Source organism: Novacetimonas sp. GS1 (assembly GCF_036686925.1).
In the GTDB taxonomy this organism is placed as follows: Bacteria; Pseudomonadota; Alphaproteobacteria; order Acetobacterales; family Acetobacteraceae; genus Novacetimonas; species Novacetimonas hansenii.
Genome location: NZ_VSZP01000001.1, coordinates 519,138 through 535,000, shown reverse-complemented (window position 1 = coordinate 535,000; position 15,863 = coordinate 519,138). Strand labels below are relative to the sequence as shown.

Sequence of the window (15,863 nt, the reverse complement as noted above, 5' to 3'; positions counted from 1 at the left end):
GTCGAGTTCGTCGAGCTCTTCGGGCTTGCTGTCGATTTCCATACGCAGGCGACTTGCGGCCTCATCCACAAGGTCGATGGCCTTGTCCGGCAAGAACCGGTCGGTGATGTAACGGTTCGACAATGTCGCCGCCGCAACCAGCGCCCCATCGGAAATACGGATGCCGTGATGGAGTTCGTATTTCTCCTTGATCCCGCGCAGGATGGAAATCGTATCGGCCACTGTTGGCTCACCCACATAAACCGGCTGGAAGCGGCGGGCGAGGGCGGCATCCTTTTCGATATACTTGCGGTACTCATCCAGGGTCGTCGCACCGATACAATGCAGCACGCCGCGGGCCAGTTCAGGCTTGATCAGGTTGGAAGCATCCATCGCCCCGTCCGAGCGCCCCGCACCGACAAGGGTATGCATTTCGTCGATGAACAGGATGATCTGTCCCTCGGCGGTCTCGATCTCCTTCAGGACGGCCTTGAGGCGTTCCTCGAACTCCCCGCGATATTTCGCCCCGGCCACCAGCGCGCCCATATCAAGCGACAGCAGCTTTTTGTTCTTCAGTGCCTCTGGCACGTCACCATTGACGATACGCAGCGCCAGCCCCTCGACGATCGCGGTCTTGCCCACGCCGGGTTCACCGATCAGGACGGGATTGTTCTTGCTGCGGCGCGCCAGCACCTGAATGGCACGACGTATTTCCTCGTCACGGCCGATGACGGGATCAAGCTTGCCCTGCAAGGCGATCTCGGTCACGTCACGGGCGTATTTCTTCAACGCATCGAAACTGGCTTCGGCGTTTTCACTGGTCACGGTGCGTCCCTTGCGGATGGTTGCGATGGCCTTGTCCAGAGCCTGCGGCGTGGCACCACCGGCCCGCAGCGCCTGACCGGCAGGCGTTTCGGATGCCGCAATGGCGGCCAGCAGGCGATCCTGCGCCACATATTCGTCCCCGGCCTTCTGCGCGGCTTGTTCGGCGGCATCAAGCAGGCGCACGAGATCTGGCGTAGCACTTGGCTGTCCCGCGCCACCGCCCTGCACCTTCGGCAGTTTGGCAAGCGCCGTGTCCACGGCGGCGGCGATGGCCGGCGGCTGTCCCCCGGCGGCGCGGATCAACGCGGATGCGGCCCCCTGGTCATCATCAAGCAGCGCCTTTAGCAAATGCTCAGGCGTAAGCTGCTGATTATATTCCCGCATGGCAATAGTCTGCGCAGCCTGAAGGAAGCCGCGCGAACGTTCCGTAAATTTCTCGATATTCATAAAATCCCCCGTCCCTATATCCTCAGGCGACAAAATCAGGTCCGCTGCTGCCGTCCCATAAAGAGAGGCAACGGCACAGCGGCTGGTTTCACAATTGGGTATGGATGCATGTTATTACAAGATGACACTCCCATGTTTCCATGCCCCTCTTTCAATCCTGCGCAGCATCGGCCACATCCATCATCCCAGTATGATCACTGATTGGTGAGATGCTACTTAATCTGCATCAAGGCTGGCGTGACTTCTTCTCCGGGCGGCCATTCGCACAACGCGTATCCTGCGATCAAGGTTGTGACCATGATTAAGGCCGCCCCCCATCGACAGGCATTCGATGTCCTGAACAGGCCACAAATTCTTTATGAGCCGCAGATTTTCAGGAATAGAGGCAAACCATCGGCTTGATATAACTACCCCTGATCCTTCTGCTCCAGCACGTGGGCCAAGGTCATTGGGTCTGGGTAATACAGTTCTTTCGCCATGAATTATAAAACGGATGACACGTAAATTACGCCAGATTACGACACCCATTGCAGAATAATAATATATTTAATTCCTGAATTTCATCAAAAATACTTCCGATGAATATGAGACCCCATAATCATGACGCCTGATCCCCGGACCGGCAGAACATGTGATAAAGACAATACGGACAAGGTTTTCATGCCACGAGAGAGAATAATTCCCAGATTTCGGAAAATCCTTGCCATTGAATGAAAAGATCCGTCATTCATATAACAGTGCCAGCCGAGCCTACGAATATACGGGCCTGTTGATTAATGCCGTGATCTGCGGGGAAGGCGCCATACTGCCCTCACAAAACATTATCCCCCAAACGCCCCCCCCCCTGCCCTTTCATCGAAATGGCAGGGGGAACAGCATGTGGGACTCAGGCCTTTCCGTCTTTCGCGCGTTCCGCGATCGTGGGGGCCAGCAGCAGCAGGTCGGCAGGCGACAGGCGGTCAGATGCGGTGCTGGCCTGATGCCAGTATGGATACAGCACCGGCGGCGCGCTGGCCTTGTTCAGGCGTGCCATCTCCTCGGCGCTCAGGCTCAGTTCGGCAGCCTTCAGGTTATCGGCAAGCTGCGCATCCGTACGTGCCCCGATCACGACCGAGGTAATGGCAGGACGGTGCGCCACCCAGGCCAGCGCGACCTGCGCCGCCGAAACCCCGCGTTCCGCCGCGATGGCAACCAGCACTTCGACCACGTCATAAAGCTTTTCGATGTCATAGACAGGGGGCTCGCCCCATTTCTCGATCTGGCGGGTGCCGGTTGGCTGCGGTTTGCCACGCCGGTACTTGCCCGACAGCAGGCCACCGGCCATCGGGCTCCAGACCTGCACACCAATCCCCTGGTCCACCGCCACGGGCAGCAGTTCATATTCCGCCTCACGCGCCTGAAGGGAATAATAAATCTGTTGCGCCACCGGGGCGATCAGGCGATCGCGTTCCGCAGTACTCAGCGCCTTCATCAGGTGCCAGCCGGAAAAGTTCGAAACCCCCGCATAGCGGATCTTCCCGCTGCGCGTCAGGGTATCGAGCGCCTCCAGCGTTTCATCAAGCGGCGTCTGACCGTCCCACTCATGCAGGTAATACAGGTCGATATGGTCACGCCCCAACCGTTTCAGGCTGGCTTCACACGCGCTGATCAGGTGATAACGCGATGATCCCGCATCATTTGCCCCCGGCCCCATGGTGAAGCGGGCCTTTGAACTGACCAGCAGGTCAGACGAACGGCCCTTCAGCGCCGCGCCAAGGATTTCCTCTGACACACCAGCGGAGTAGATGTCGGCGGTGTCGAAGATATTGATCCCGGCATCCACGCACATGTCGATCTGGCGCTTTGCCCCGGCAAGGTCGGTATCCCCCGTCTTGGCAAAGTCTCCCTTGCCGCCAAAAGTCATCGTTCCCAACGTAAAGGTGGAAATGCGCAGGCCGGAGCGCCCAAGCTGACGATAATGCATGATCTGTCTCTCCCGTGCGGATGATATGAAAGGATGATGGCCCGTGCGTGACGGGTGCGGACGGGTCAGGCGCGCCAGAGCGTTTCCACCGAAAACCGGTTCGGTGAAAATGCTCCGGTTGATGGTTTTTACGAGCATCTTCACCTGTTTGAATGCACGCATTCAAACAGGATCTGCTCTAGCTGCCATATGTGATGTTGAGTTCCCCTACCCCCGCGCATACGGCGTGCAGGACATCGCCGCGTCCCACCGGGCCGACGCCCGATGGCGTGCCGGTCATGATGAGATCGCCCGGCGCGAGGGCGACAAAACGGCTGAGGGCGGCAATGATTTCCGCCACCGACCAGATCATGTCCGACAGGTCCCCTACCTGCCGTTCCTCGCCATTCACACTCAGGCTGATGCGCCCCTTCGCCGGATGGCCGATTTCGGAAACCGGACGGATGGTGCCAATGGGACAGGACTGATCAAATCCCTTGGCCAACGCCCATGGACGCCCCGCCTTCTTCGCAACCGCCTGCAGGTCACGGCGTGTCATGTCCAGCCCCACGGCATAGCCATAGATATGGGACAGCGCCTTGTCCGCCGCGATATTTTCCCCATGCCGCCCGATGCATGCCACCAATTCGACCTCGTGGTGCAGGTCGGACGTCGCAACGGGAAAATCCAGCAGGCCGCCACCGGGCACCACCGCATCCCCCGGCTTGGCAAAGAAAAATGGTTCCGTCCGTTCGGGATTCCCCCCCATTTCACGCGTATGGGCGGCATAGTTCTGTCCCACACACCAGATTCGGCGCACGGGAAAGAGCGCCTCCGTCATGCTGACACCAACCGTGGGCTGGGTGGGGGGAGGAATCACAAAATCCACCATTGGCAGATAACTCCGTCACAGTTGCAACCAGCCCATCACAGGCCATGCCCATGGTTGCATTGCACACCCCCGCCTGTCACGCCTGCAGAACGCACCGGGACAATACAATAAATTCATCGCCTCCCCCATGAGCCATACCTCATGTCCCATGCCCCTGACCGTACCTGCCGAACCCGCAGCATGTGCCCCCAATGCAAAACGCCGCCCGGAAACCCGGACGGCGTTCGCGATGGACCATGGGAATGGCCCCGATAATGCAGTGACCTTGGCCCGCGATCAGTTGCGGCTTTTGTCCACCAGCTTGTTCTTGCCGATCCACGGCATCATGGCGCGCAGCTTCTCGCCCACTTTTTCGATCTGCATGTCGTTGTTACGCGCGCGCGTCGCCTTGAACCCAATGTTACCGGACTGATTTTCAAGGATGAAGTTACGCACGAACGTACCATCCTGAATATCGGTCAGGATCTTCTTCATCTCCGCCTTGGTATCCGGCGTGATGACGCGCGGGCCAGAGACATATTCACCATATTCGGCAGTGTTGGAGATGGAGTAATTCATGTTCGCGATGCCGCCCTCATAGATCAGGTCAACAATCAGCTTCGTTTCATGCAGGCACTCGAAATACGCCATTTCCGGCGCATAGCCCGCCTCCACCAGCGTTTCGAAACCGGCGCGGATCAGCTCCACCAGGCCACCACACAGCACGGCCTGTTCACCAAACAGGTCGGTTTCGACCTCTTCCTTGAACGTCGTCTCGATGATGCCCGCACGCCCACCGCCATTGGCAGAGGCATAGGACAGCGCGATTTCCAGCGCATTGCCTGACGCGTTCTGCGCCACGGCAACCAGCGACGGGACACCGCCGCCCTTCTGGTATTCGGAACGCACGGTGTGGCCGGGGCCCTTGGGCGCGATCAGGAACACATCAAGGTCTGGACGCGCCTCGATGATGCGGAAATGAATCGCAAGGCCATGCGCGAATGCCAGCGCGGCACCCTGCTTCATGTTCTTTTCCAGCGCGTCCTTATACAGCGCGCCCTGCCCTTCGTCGGGCGTCAGGACCATGACGACATCGGCCCATTTGGCCGCATCGGCGGGGGTCATCACCTTGAAACCGGCGGCCTCGGCCTTGGCGACGGCACTGGATTCGGGACGCAGGCCAATGACGATGTCCGAAACACCTGAGTCCTTCAGGTTGTTGGCATGGGCGTGACCCTGGCTGCCATAGCCGATGATGGCGACCTTCTTGCTCTTGATCAGGTTCACGTCGGCGTCGCGATCATAATACACGCGCATGGGAATACTCCTGTGTAGTAAACTGTTCGAAATGAAGGAAAAAACCGGGACCTGCGTTACAGCGTTTCCGGGCCCCGGCTGATCGCGACGACACCGGTACGCGATATTTCAGCCAGCCCCAAGGGACGCATGAGGTCAATAAACGAATTCAGCTTTTCCGGCGAGCCGGTCAGCTCGAACACAAAGGACGTGGCCGTCGTGTCAATGACGCGCGCACGGAACGCCTGGGCAATGCGCAGGGACTCGGCACGGGCCTCGGCGGTTGCGACAACCTTCACCAACGCCAGTTCACGCGCGACATGGGGGCCGCCCTCGCTCAGGTTCGCGACACGATAGACCGGGACCAGCCGCTCCAACTGTGCCTTGACCTGTGCGACGGCGTGGGGGGTGCCCGTCGTCACCACATTGATGCGCGACATGCGCCGCGTTTCATCCACCGGGGCGACGGTCAGGCTTTCGATATTGTAGCCGCGCCCCGAAAACAGGCCGAGCACACGGGCAAGCGCCCCGCTCTCGTTCTCGACCAGTATGGAAATGACCGCGGAGGTTTCAACCTCCTGCTGGGTGGTCATGATGTTGTTTCCTGCACTTTGGTTTCCGCCCCGCCACCAGGACCGGGTGCGGGACATGACAGACGGACCGGAACGGCGCAACCGCTCCATGGGGATGGATCAGACGAGCATCCGTCCCTCGGCGCTGACTTCCACCCCATCATCCTGATCGGGGCCAAGCAGCATCTGGTTATGCGCCGCCCCCGAAGGGATCATGGGATAGCAGTTCTCTTCCTGTGCAACGCGGATATCCGCGACGACCGGACCGGGATGGGCCAGCATGTCCGCGATGACGCCATCAAGTTCGCCCACGCATGTCGCCCGCAGGCCACGCCCATGGAAACTTTCGGCAAGGCGGACAAAATCCGGCAACGCCGCGCTATAGCTTTCGGAATAGCGCGATTCATGCAGCAGTTCCTGCCACTGCCGCACCATGCCCATATATTCGTTGTTCAGGATAAACAGCTTCACCGGCAGGCGGTACTGCGCGATCGTGCCAAGTTCCTGAATGTTCATCAGGGTGGATGCCTCCCCCGCGATATCGATCACCAGCGCATCGGGATGGGCAACCTGCGCGCCCACGGCGGCAGGCAGGCCGTATCCCATCGTGCCCAGCCCCCCCGACGTCAGCCAGTGGTTGGGCCGGTCGAACTGAAAATGCTGCGCCGCCCACATCTGGTGCTGCCCCACCTCGGTAGAGACATAGGTGTCACGTCCGGTCTGGCGCGTCATTTCATACAGGCGGCTGATGGCATATTGCGGGCGGATGATGGCGGACGGGGTCATGTCCTGACGGAAGCCAAAGCTGTCACGACCGCGCCATTCACCGATCTGCGCCCACCATTGCGCGATATCGCCGGCCTGCGCCGCAGGGGTGGGGGTACGTTCCCATTCCTCGATCATCATTTCGATGATGCGACCCGCATCCCCCACGATACCAAGGTCAACCGGCACGATCTTGCCGATCTGCGCAGGGTCGATATCGGCATGGATCTTGAACGATCCCGGCGAAAACGCATCAAGGCGTCCTGTGACACGATCGTCAAAGCGCGACCCCAGCGCGACCAGCACGTCACAGTCATGGGTGGCAAGGTTCGCCTCGTACGAACCATGCATGCCCAGCATGCCAAGGAACTGCCGGTCCGTGGTGGGAAACCCGCCCAGCCCCATCAGGGTGGAGGTGCATGGGAAACCTGTCATCCGCACCAGACGGCCAAGCAGCTCCGCCGCCCTGGGGCCGGAATTGATGACGCCCCCACCGGTATAGAACAGGGGACGGCGCGCCGCCTTCATCGCGGCGACAGCCTGCGCCACGGCGGCACGTTCTGGCTCGAAACGGGGCCGGTATGACGGATGCAGGACGGGCGCCGGTTCGACATAGGGGGCGGGACCGACCATCAGGTTCTTTGGCAGGTCCACCAGCACCGGCCCCGGACGCCCGGTCCGCGCGATATGGAATGCCTCCTGCACGACAGGGGCGATATCCTGCGCCCTGCGCACGAGGTAGTTGAACTTGGTCGCCGGACGGGTGATGCCAGTAATGTCCGCTTCCTGAAAGGCATCGGTCCCGATCAGGGGCACGCCGACCTGTCCGGTGAAACACACGACCGGAATCGAATCCAGCAGCGCATCCATCAGCCCGGTCACGGTATTCGTACCGCCCGGCCCGCTGGTGACGAGTACGACGCCCACCTTTCCGGTGGAACGGGCATATGCCTCCGCCGCGTGGACGGCGGCCTGTTCATGACGGACCAGGACATGGCGGATCGCATCCTGCCGGAACAGCGCGTCATAGATCGGCAGGACCGCCCCACCGGGATAGCCGAAGACGACCTCTACCCCCGCATCCTGAAGAACACGCAGCAGTACTTCCGCGCCGGACATGACGGTGGGGTCCACAGTCGTGGCGCGGGCGTCGGGCCGGATGGCGGTATGCTGCACTGTTGCGTTCATGTCCCTTACTCCTTCGCCCCGGTCCCGTCAGGAAGGACGGCACCCCCAGCGGGCGAAATGTGGGCCGGGTTTAAGCGAAAGCGGCCCCCGGCGTCAATGCAATTAATAACAAAAGAAATAATTTTCCGCTTATCTCTTTCCATTTGTTGCGCACCTGATGTGATTCTGCCGTCATGGAGACAGGTCCGTGCCTCCGCGGCGAGGGAATGGTGCGCAAACCATGTGGACTGGCGCTTGGTATATTGCGCCGTAACCTGCACCGCGCGGGTGATGGCGTCCTGGCGCGACATCTCCCCACGCAGCATGGCGGCAAGTTCGGGCACGCCATGCGCACGCATCGCAGGCAACGTAGGCGACAGGTGGCATGACAGCAGGGCGCGCACTTCCTCCACCGCACCATTTTCCATCATCGCCACAAACCGCGCGGCAATCGCCTGCCGCAACAGGTCACGCGGCGGCGACAGGCGCACGGAGACAAAACGCGCAGACAACGGCGGCAGTACCGATTCCGTGCGCCACCATGACAGGCCCCGCCCCGTCGCGCGCCAGACCTCCCACGCGCGCGCGATGCGCTGCGTATCACCGGGGCGCAGGGCGGACGCGGTTTCGGGATCGACCGCCATCAGGCGGGCATGGATCGCGGGGCCTCCTTCGGCCAGCACGGCAGCCCGGGCTTCCGCCCGGATTTCGGGGGGCGGGTCAGGAATATCGGCTAGACCGTCGGTCAGGGCGCGGAAATACATCCCCGTCCCACCGCAGAAAATCGGGATACGCCCGGCCCGCCATGCCTCATCCGCCGCATGCAGGGCCTGTTCGCGCCACCATGCGACCGACCCCGCCTGTGCCGCGGGCAACACGCCATACAGGCGATGCGGCAGCAATGCTTCCTCCGCCACCGTGGGGCGGGCCGTCAGGATGCGCAATTCGCGATAGACCTGCATCGAATCGGTATTGATGATGGTGCCGCCAATCACGCGCGCCAGCGCCAGCGCCAGCGCGGACTTGCCCGAACAGGTGGGGCCTGCCACGATCACGGCGGGACGCAGGCCCGTTTCGGTGCCTTGCGTCATGATCTCATCCCTGCCACATGCCCGGACATCATGGCTGAATCCTCCTCCTCCCCGACCCACGTCCTCGTCCTTGTCGCGCATCGCGACGCCACATCGCTCAGCACGGCGGACATTGCCACTGCACGCGACATGACCGGGGGGGGAACCCCCACCATCCTGTCGGCAGGCGAAGCGGTCGAGATCCCGTGCCCCGCGCCCGGCACGGGCGACATGCCGCATATTGCCCCCCTGCGCGAGGAATTTTCGCGCCGCGCCCTCGACGCCATCGTCGTTGCCGCCCATGGACGGCGCAAGGGGCTGCTGGTTGCGGACATGGACAGCACCATCGTCGATTGCGAAACGCTGGATGACCTCGCACGGCATGCGGGTATCGGTGAACGCATTGCCGAGATCACGCGCCAGTCCATGAACGGGGAAATGGATTTTGAGGCCGCGTTGCGTGAACGCGTCGGGTTGCTGCGCGGCATGCCCGCCACTTTGCTGGAGGCGGCATGGAAGGACGTACGTCTCAATCCCGGTGCGCGGGAACTGGTGCGCACGATGAACAGGCATGGCGCGCACACGGCGCTGGTATCGGGCGGGTTCACGTTCTTTACCTCCCGCGTGGCGGAAAAGTGCGGATTTGACGAACAGCACGCCAATACCCTGATGATCGAGGGCGACCACCTGACCGGCAAGGTCGGGCAGCCGATCCTTGGCCCCGACGCAAAGCTTGCGCACCTGCGCAGGCTGGCGCTGGCACATGGGCTGCATATTGGACAGGCGATGGCCGTGGGCGATGGGGCAAACGACCTTGCCATGCTGCGCGAAGCGGGGCTGGGCATCGCATTCCATGCCAAGCCTGCCGTGCGACAGGCGATCAGCAGCCAGGTCAACCATACCACGCTGCGTACTCTGCTGTTCGCACAGGGATATGCGGCGGCGGACTTTGTTGGCTGATTATGGACCTTTCATGACAAGCCCCCGGCACCGTGCCGAACAGCACTGATATTTCCGGGCATCACCCTGGTTTGGAGATTGGTCGAAAATATCCCCATTGATAATGGCATGGCCGCAACCCACTGGATGTTGCCTCCTTTCTTAACAGGCAACATCTTTCAAAGGTTTTTTGGTGTTGCCTTTCGATCGAAAAAGGCAACGTCTTTCGAAGCTTTTTGGAAAAAGCTTCACCAAAAACTTTTATTATTTCAAGATCTTATCTGACTTATCTTTTCAAACAGTCTCTTGTGTATCCTTATTCAGGGGAAAGGGGCCTGCCCTGCCTTTTCAGGCGCACCAGCAGCTTTCACATGCATCACGGCGCGGTCGGGATGACGGCCGACTGCTGGCTGCGATTGTCCTGTGCCTCGATAAAGACGCGCGTGACCTCGGGATAGGTCTGCTTGATCTGGCGTTCAAGCTCGGACACCGTTGCCTCCACATCGCCTGCGGACAGGTCATTGTGGAAATCAATGCTGATGACCACCAGCACATCGCGCGGCCCGAAATGCATGGAACGGATTTCGTTCAGGCGGTCCACCCCACGCGCCGACAGCGCCATGCGACGCAGGGCCGCCAGAACTTCGGGCGCCACACCTTCGCCCGTCAGCAGCGACTGCGATTCGCGCGCCAGGAAAGCAGCCGTCACCGCAAGGATCAGCGCGATGATGATGGAGGACACACCATCCAGCACCGGCATATCCAACGTTTCCGACAGCACATTGCCCACCAGCGCCACAAACAGGCCCGCCAGCGCGGCTGTATCCTCGAACAGGACGGTAAAGACGGTCGGGTCCTTGCTGCGCTGTACGGCTTCGACCCAGCCAAGACGGCCCTTGCCATGGCGACGGAACGCACGCAGCGCCATGACCCAGACCGATCCCTCGAACAGGATGCTCAGCCCCAGCACGATATAATTGACCAGCACATGCGCCATTGGTTGCGGGTGAAGGATGTGGGTCACGCCCTCGAAGAACGAAATGCCAGCCCCCAGCCCGAAAATCAGCAAGGCAACGACAAAGGTCCAGAAATACAGTTCCAGCCCATAGCCGAACGGATGCGCAAGCGTGGCCGGACGCGCCGCGCGCCGCATTCCCACCAGCAGCAGCGCCTGGTTCCCGGTATCAATAAGGGAATGGATCGCCTCGCTCAGCATAGAGGAACTGCCGGTGATATAGGCCGCGACGCACTTGGTCGCCGCCACGAGAAGATTACCCCCCAGAGCCGCCAGAATCACGAGGCGGGAGGAAGAAGAATGCGCCATGACCATCCCATATAAAAAAGCTGGCATATCCTATCGCCTGCCCCAGCACATTGACAGGGCAGCACATCACGCCCGCCACCATGTGATCGCCCACACGCCACATCACGCAAAATGATAGGAAGTTTCTGGTGAAGCCTTTTAGAGACTGTTTGAAAAGTCAGGATCGATAAAACTCTGAAATTATAAAGGTTTTTGGTGAAGCTTTTTCTAAAAAAGCTTCAGAAGACGTCGCCTTTTTGAAAAAAGGCAGCACCCAAAAACTTTTCTTGTTTTTTATCAATGACTTGTTTTCAAACAATCTCTTACAGCCAGAACAAAATACCAGAACAAGATGATAGCCAAAATTTTTATGATTTTTATCAATGATCTACATTAGAACACGACGCCATTATCCGGTCATGCAGCGCCCGGGCGAAAGAACATGAAGGGTATCACGGGCATGCGGGCATGCATCATCGTCAACCCCACGGCGGGACGCAGGCGGCGCAGGCCACTTGCGCGGTTCATCGCCGCCCTGCACGCGGGTGGGGCGCAGGTGCGGGTCCTGACGACGCGCCATGCGGGCCATGCGCAGGAACTGGCGCGCCAGACCCTGGGGGCGGCCGGGACCGACTGCATCATCGCCGCGGGCGGGGATGGCACGATTGCCGAAGTGGCGCAGGTCCTTGCAGGAACACAGCAGCGCATGGGTATTTTCCCGGCGGGCAGTGCGAACGTTCTGGCCCGTGAACTTGGCATACCCTTTGCCCCGCAGGCGGCGGCACGTCTGATCCTGTCGGGCGCCAGCGCGACCATATGGCCCGGCATGGCGGAGGATACGAAACATGCCCGCCTGTTTGTCCAGATGGCCGGAATCGGGTTCGACGCCTGCGTGGTACACGGGCTGCCGTCACGCCTGAAACGCATGGTGGGACGCACGGCCTATGTCCTGACCATGTTCGGCGCGGCGCTGCGTTACCGTTTTACGACGTTGCAGGTACAGGTGGACGGCATCACGCACCGCGCCCATGGCGTCGTGGTGTCCAAGGGACGCCTGTATGGCGGGCGGTTCGTCCTTTGCCACACCGGCATGCAGCATGAGGCGGGGTTTCGCGTCATCATGCTGGAAACGGCCGGCCTTCTGGCCACCCTGCGCATGGGATGCGCGCTGCTGCTGGGGCGGGTGGAGCAGATGCATGATGTGCGGATCGTGACCGGGCACGACATAGAGGTCCATGCCGCAACGCCAGTCCCGGTGCAGGTGGATGGGGATGTGCTGGGCATGACGCCAGTCCGTATCCGCGATGCCGGGCGGCCTCTGCACCTTGCGATAGAAAGTAGGTAAATATGGAAGAATTAATAAAGAAAATAAATGATATATCATGTATTTCCGATAATATTTCTAATTTTATTTCGCAAAGGAGTGCGGATAATCTGCCTATGATTTTGGCAGATTTGGGCCGCCTGCTTTGTAAGGACTTCAGTCGCTTTTCTGATCGTGACAAAAGAAATATCTTTTCCCTAATAGAAAAGACAATAGAAAATAATGAAAAAGAAAGTGACATGGTGGCTACAATGTTTTTAGAGTCATTTATAAACTGTTGGATCGACCGCGGTCATAAATACAATTATAAAGAATTTATTGGGCAGAAATCACTAATATTTATTAATAAACTTGATTAATATTACTCTTAACACCAGATATTATTGCGATACAGGATGCATCACGCTATAATTCCCAGACCACAGTCAAAGACCTGCAAGACTGTTTAAAAAGTCAGGCTCGATAACACCCTGAAATTATAAAGATTTTTGGTGAAGCTTTTTCTAAAAAGCTTCAGAAGACGCCGACTTTTTGAAAAAAGGCAGCCCCCAAAAAACTTTTCTCAATTCCAGCATGTTCATGAACCTGTCTTTTGGGGAAAAGACGGCATCCAGACATTTTCATGACTTTTCTACCAATCCGATATTTGGAAAATCGATGTTCAGGTCGTGAACTGTTCGGCAATGATCCGTTCGGACAGGCTCTGCCCCGGATCAAACAGCAATGTCGTATGCCGGGTGCGATCTTCTTGTATCTCCACAGACATGACATCGCGGACTTCGGTAAAATCCGCCACAGCCGCGACCGGTCGTTTGTCAGGTTCCAGTATGGTGAACCTGACCTGTGCCGTTGACGGCAGCAACGCGCCCCGCCAGCGCCGGGGACGAAAGGCACTGATGGGCGTCAGCGGCAGCAGATTGGCCGACAGCGGGACGATTGGCCCATGCGCCGAAAGGTTATACGCCGTCGAACCGGCAGGCGTCGCGATCAGCACCCCATCACAGATCAGTTCCGCCAGACGCTGTCGCCCATCGACATCAATGCGGATCTTGGCGGCCTGACGCGTCTGACGGAACAAGAAGACATCATTCAGGGCCAGTGCCTCCGTCACCATGCCATCGCGGGTGGTTGCGCGCATGCGCAGGGGATGAAGGACAGCCTCCTGCGTGGTGGCAAGATGGGCAGGCAGGTTTTCTGGCACGGTCGGGTTCATCAGGAAACCAACCGTGCCGCAATTGATACCATAAACCGGAATGTCACGATCCAGCGCGATATGCAGGACCTCCAGCATGAATCCATCCCCACCAAGGCAGACCATGGCGTCAGCCTGGGCCGGGGGGGTCTGCCCATACTGGCGGGTCAGGCGTTCAAGCCATGCCTGCGCGCTTTCATTGGGGGCCGCGACAAAGGACAGGCGTGTGGGCAGGTATCCGTCCTGCCAGCGGGAGGCAACGGCTTCGGTCATGCAGCGTGCCGCCATGCCGTCAGGCACCGCATCACACGGGCCATCGCATCACCCCCCGGCACAGTGGCACCCGCCACCACAGCCAGAAGCGTCGGAAGGAAGGTCGTGCGCATCGGGAACTCCATAAGGCTTGCAGCGCAGGGAAACGACAGGAAAGCAAATGACAGGGGACACGAAACCGCCAGCCAGGCCCGCGATAGTAGGATGCCCCCATCAGATTGCGCAACATATCTGCGCCACGCACAACGTAATTCGCGTGACACCATACCAAAAACAGTCAAGAAACCGCTTCAAAATAACGCATCGACGCGGAACAACAAACGTTCCCTGAGAGATTGTCTGAAAACAGGGCATTGATAAAAAACAAGAAAAGTTTTTGGGTGCCGCCTTTTTCAAAAAAGCGGCGTCTTCTGAAGCTTTTTGAAAAAAGCTTCACCAAAAACTTTTATAATTTCAGGATGTTATCGAGCCTGATTTTTCAAAGACCCTCTGATATTATATTTTCAAAAATATCCAGAATATATTTAATATTTTCAAATACCACTTCCTGGAACCGATCATCTCCCCACCTGACAGAAATTTTTTAAAGCCGTTGGGAAAACAAAAATTCATAAGGAATGGTAACATTCCCTAAATGTTGGATTTTATATAAAGGCAACAGGTTTCAAAGATTTCATCATTCCGGCCTGTTATTCCCCTCCTGTCTTTTCAAACCGCCTTTCTGTCCCCTGCCTGCGCCAGCACTGCGGACAGATGCGCAAGAAACCGTTCATTATCATGCGGCAGGCCGATGCTGACCCTGATCCAGTTTTCGAATCCCTTTTCCTTCCACGGTTTGACAATCACCCCATGGCGCAGCAATGCACCCGCCACATCCATGGCGTCATGCGCGGTACGAAAGAACAGGAAATTGGTATGGGCAGGCGCGACAAACAGGCCCATGGCCCGCAGGGCAGCGGCCATGCGGGCACGCGATGCCACCGTACGGGCCACGCAGGCGCGCATATGATCGGGGTCCGTCAGGGCGATGGTGGCCATTTCCTGCGCGGGCATGGTGGTATTGAACGTATCGCGCACGGTCTCCAGCACAGACGCGACCTCAGCCGAGGACGCAAGCGCATAGCCGATACGCAGGGCGGCCAGGCCATATGCCTTTGAAAAAGTGCGCAGGCACAGCCACGGCCGCCCCTGTTCACGCAGGATGGCGCGCGCATCGGGATAATCGGCATCTATTTCGGCATATTCACGATACGCCTCATCCACCACGATCAACGTCCGGGGCGAACATGCCGCGATGACCCGACGCAGGGCATCCGCCGTCATCATGCAGCCGACAGGATTGGACGGATTGGAAAAGATCAGGATCTTGGCCGGGCGCGACAGGGCATGGCACAGGCCGTCGATATCGAACTCTGCCCCTGGCGTGACCGGCACCGCATCGACCACCGCCCCCATCAGCAGCGGATGTATTTCATGCAGGCCAAAGGCAGGACGCACCGTCACCACCCGTTCCCCCGGTGACAGCCATCCTTCCGCGATCATGCGGATGATCTGTTCCGACCCATTGCCAATGACCACCCGGTCGGGGGCGATGTCGTTGAAACGCGCGATCCCTTCACGCAGGCCGGTCGCCCCGGCATCGGGATAGCGGAAAAGACGCTGTGCCAGCGCGGGCCACTGCCGCAGTACCTCGGGCGAGGGACCATACGGATTTTCATTACTGCCCAGCTTGCTGATTTCCGACACGCCAAACCGGCGCTTCACCGCATCTTCGGACAGGCCCGCATTATAGCGGGGCAGCGTCCTGACTTCGGGGCGGCACAGGGTCTGATGGTCGATCGTCTCCGGCATGGTCTGTCCTGTTTGCGTGCAACGCCCGGGCACCGGGCGGAAATATA

At 59.0% G+C, this 15,863-nt stretch carries 13 protein-coding genes (1 of these 13 only partly in view); 3 read left to right on the top strand and 10 right to left on the bottom strand.

Annotation, left to right across the window (positions count from 1 at the left end; all coding sequences use genetic code 11):
- The 7 genes from clpB to miaA form a co-directional block, all read right to left on the bottom strand.
- Positions 1-1,251, bottom strand: partial view of an ATP-dependent chaperone ClpB gene (clpB, locus tag FYB92_RS02440; RefSeq protein ID WP_332828109.1) — the 5' portion only. It extends 1,353 nt beyond the left edge of the window; only the first 1,251 of its 2,604 coding nucleotides appear in the window; its start codon is at positions 1,249-1,251; its stop codon lies beyond the left edge, outside the window.
- An 886-nt stretch (positions 1,252-2,137) separates the two neighbouring features.
- Positions 2,138-3,214: an aldo/keto reductase gene (locus tag FYB92_RS02435; RefSeq protein ID WP_192266257.1), complete on the bottom strand. Its 1,077-nt coding sequence runs from the start codon at positions 3,212-3,214 to the stop codon at positions 2,138-2,140.
- 178 nt (positions 3,215-3,392) lie between these two features.
- Positions 3,393-4,085, bottom strand: coding sequence for a fumarylacetoacetate hydrolase family protein (locus FYB92_RS02430; protein ID WP_062809665.1), 693 nt, complete (start codon positions 4,083-4,085; stop codon positions 3,393-3,395).
- 276 nt (positions 4,086-4,361) lie between these two features.
- The gene (gene ilvC / locus FYB92_RS02425; RefSeq protein WP_003616475.1) at positions 4,362-5,381 is read right to left on the bottom strand and encodes a ketol-acid reductoisomerase; all 1,020 of its coding nucleotides are present in this window, start codon (positions 5,379-5,381) and stop codon (positions 4,362-4,364) included.
- Between the two features lie 56 nt (positions 5,382-5,437).
- A complete protein-coding gene (ilvN, locus tag FYB92_RS02420) occupies positions 5,438-5,953 on the bottom strand; it encodes an acetolactate synthase small subunit (protein ID WP_003616478.1) in 516 nt (171 codons plus the stop codon).
- A gap of 99 nt (positions 5,954-6,052) precedes the next feature.
- The gene (gene ilvB / locus FYB92_RS02415) at positions 6,053-7,885 is read right to left on the bottom strand and encodes a biosynthetic-type acetolactate synthase large subunit (protein ID WP_003616482.1); all 1,833 of its coding nucleotides are present in this window, start codon (positions 7,883-7,885) and stop codon (positions 6,053-6,055) included.
- Positions 7,886-7,890: 5 nt separating this feature from the next.
- Positions 7,891-8,955: a tRNA (adenosine(37)-N6)-dimethylallyltransferase MiaA gene (miaA, locus tag FYB92_RS02410; protein ID WP_332828108.1), complete on the bottom strand. Its 1,065-nt coding sequence runs from the start codon at positions 8,953-8,955 to the stop codon at positions 7,891-7,893.
- A gap of 30 nt (positions 8,956-8,985) precedes the next feature.
- On the opposite strand from miaA, the gene serB reads away from it, so the two are divergent.
- Positions 8,986-9,894, top strand: a complete 909-nt coding sequence (gene serB / locus FYB92_RS02405) for a phosphoserine phosphatase SerB (RefSeq protein ID WP_075595510.1) — start codon at positions 8,986-8,988, stop codon at positions 9,892-9,894.
- Between the two features lie 355 nt (positions 9,895-10,249).
- On the opposite strand, the gene FYB92_RS02400 is transcribed toward serB, so the two are convergent.
- A complete protein-coding gene (locus FYB92_RS02400) occupies positions 10,250-11,197 on the bottom strand; it encodes a cation diffusion facilitator family transporter (protein ID WP_332828107.1) in 948 nt (315 codons plus the stop codon).
- A gap of 421 nt (positions 11,198-11,618) precedes the next feature.
- On the opposite strand from FYB92_RS02400, the gene FYB92_RS02395 reads away from it, so the two are divergent.
- The gene (locus tag FYB92_RS02395) at positions 11,619-12,521 is read left to right on the top strand and encodes a diacylglycerol kinase family protein (protein WP_332828106.1); all 903 of its coding nucleotides are present in this window, start codon (positions 11,619-11,621) and stop codon (positions 12,519-12,521) included.
- 2 nt (positions 12,522-12,523) lie between these two features.
- Positions 12,524-12,859, top strand: a complete 336-nt coding sequence (locus FYB92_RS02390; protein WP_332828105.1) for a hypothetical protein — start codon at positions 12,524-12,526, stop codon at positions 12,857-12,859.
- 302 nt (positions 12,860-13,161) lie between these two features.
- Here the strand turns inward: FYB92_RS02390 and FYB92_RS02385 are convergent, their stop codons facing one another.
- Positions 13,162-13,965 carry an NAD kinase gene (locus FYB92_RS02385; RefSeq protein ID WP_062810062.1) on the bottom strand — a complete coding sequence of 268 codons (804 nt, stop codon included), beginning with the start codon at positions 13,963-13,965 and terminating at the stop codon, positions 13,162-13,164.
- A 708-nt stretch (positions 13,966-14,673) separates the two neighbouring features.
- A complete protein-coding gene (locus tag FYB92_RS02380; RefSeq protein ID WP_247067436.1) occupies positions 14,674-15,816 on the bottom strand; it encodes an aminotransferase class I/II-fold pyridoxal phosphate-dependent enzyme in 1,143 nt (380 codons plus the stop codon).
- Positions 15,817-15,863: the final 47 nt, after the last annotated feature.

Bases quoted from the DNA above. Each gene is read 5' to 3' on its own strand.
- FYB92_RS02435 (WP_192266257.1), bottom strand. From the start codon at position 3,214: ATGCATTATCGTCAGCTTGGGCGCTCCGGCCTGCGCATTTCCACCTTT.
- FYB92_RS02430 (WP_062809665.1), bottom strand. From the start codon at position 4,085: ATGGTGGATTTTGTGATTCCTCCCCCCACCCAGCCCACGGTTGGTGTC.
- ilvC (WP_003616475.1), bottom strand. From the start codon at position 5,381: ATGCGCGTGTATTATGATCGCGACGCCGACGTGAACCTGATCAAGAGC.
- ilvN (WP_003616478.1), bottom strand. From the start codon at position 5,953: ATGACCACCCAGCAGGAGGTTGAAACCTCCGCGGTCATTTCCATACTG.
- ilvB (WP_003616482.1), bottom strand. From the start codon at position 7,885: ATGAACGCAACAGTGCAGCATACCGCCATCCGGCCCGACGCCCGCGCC.
- miaA (WP_332828108.1), bottom strand. From the start codon at position 8,955: ATGACGCAAGGCACCGAAACGGGCCTGCGTCCCGCCGTGATCGTGGCA.
- serB (WP_075595510.1), top strand. From the start codon at position 8,986: ATGGCTGAATCCTCCTCCTCCCCGACCCACGTCCTCGTCCTTGTCGCG.
- FYB92_RS02400 (WP_332828107.1), bottom strand. From the start codon at position 11,197: ATGGCGCATTCTTCTTCCTCCCGCCTCGTGATTCTGGCGGCTCTGGGG.
- FYB92_RS02395 (WP_332828106.1), top strand. From the start codon at position 11,619: ATGAAGGGTATCACGGGCATGCGGGCATGCATCATCGTCAACCCCACG.
- FYB92_RS02390 (WP_332828105.1), top strand. From the start codon at position 12,524: ATGGAAGAATTAATAAAGAAAATAAATGATATATCATGTATTTCCGAT.
- FYB92_RS02385 (WP_062810062.1), bottom strand. From the start codon at position 13,965: ATGACCGAAGCCGTTGCCTCCCGCTGGCAGGACGGATACCTGCCCACA.
- FYB92_RS02380 (WP_247067436.1), bottom strand. From the start codon at position 15,816: ATGCCGGAGACGATCGACCATCAGACCCTGTGCCGCCCCGAAGTCAGG.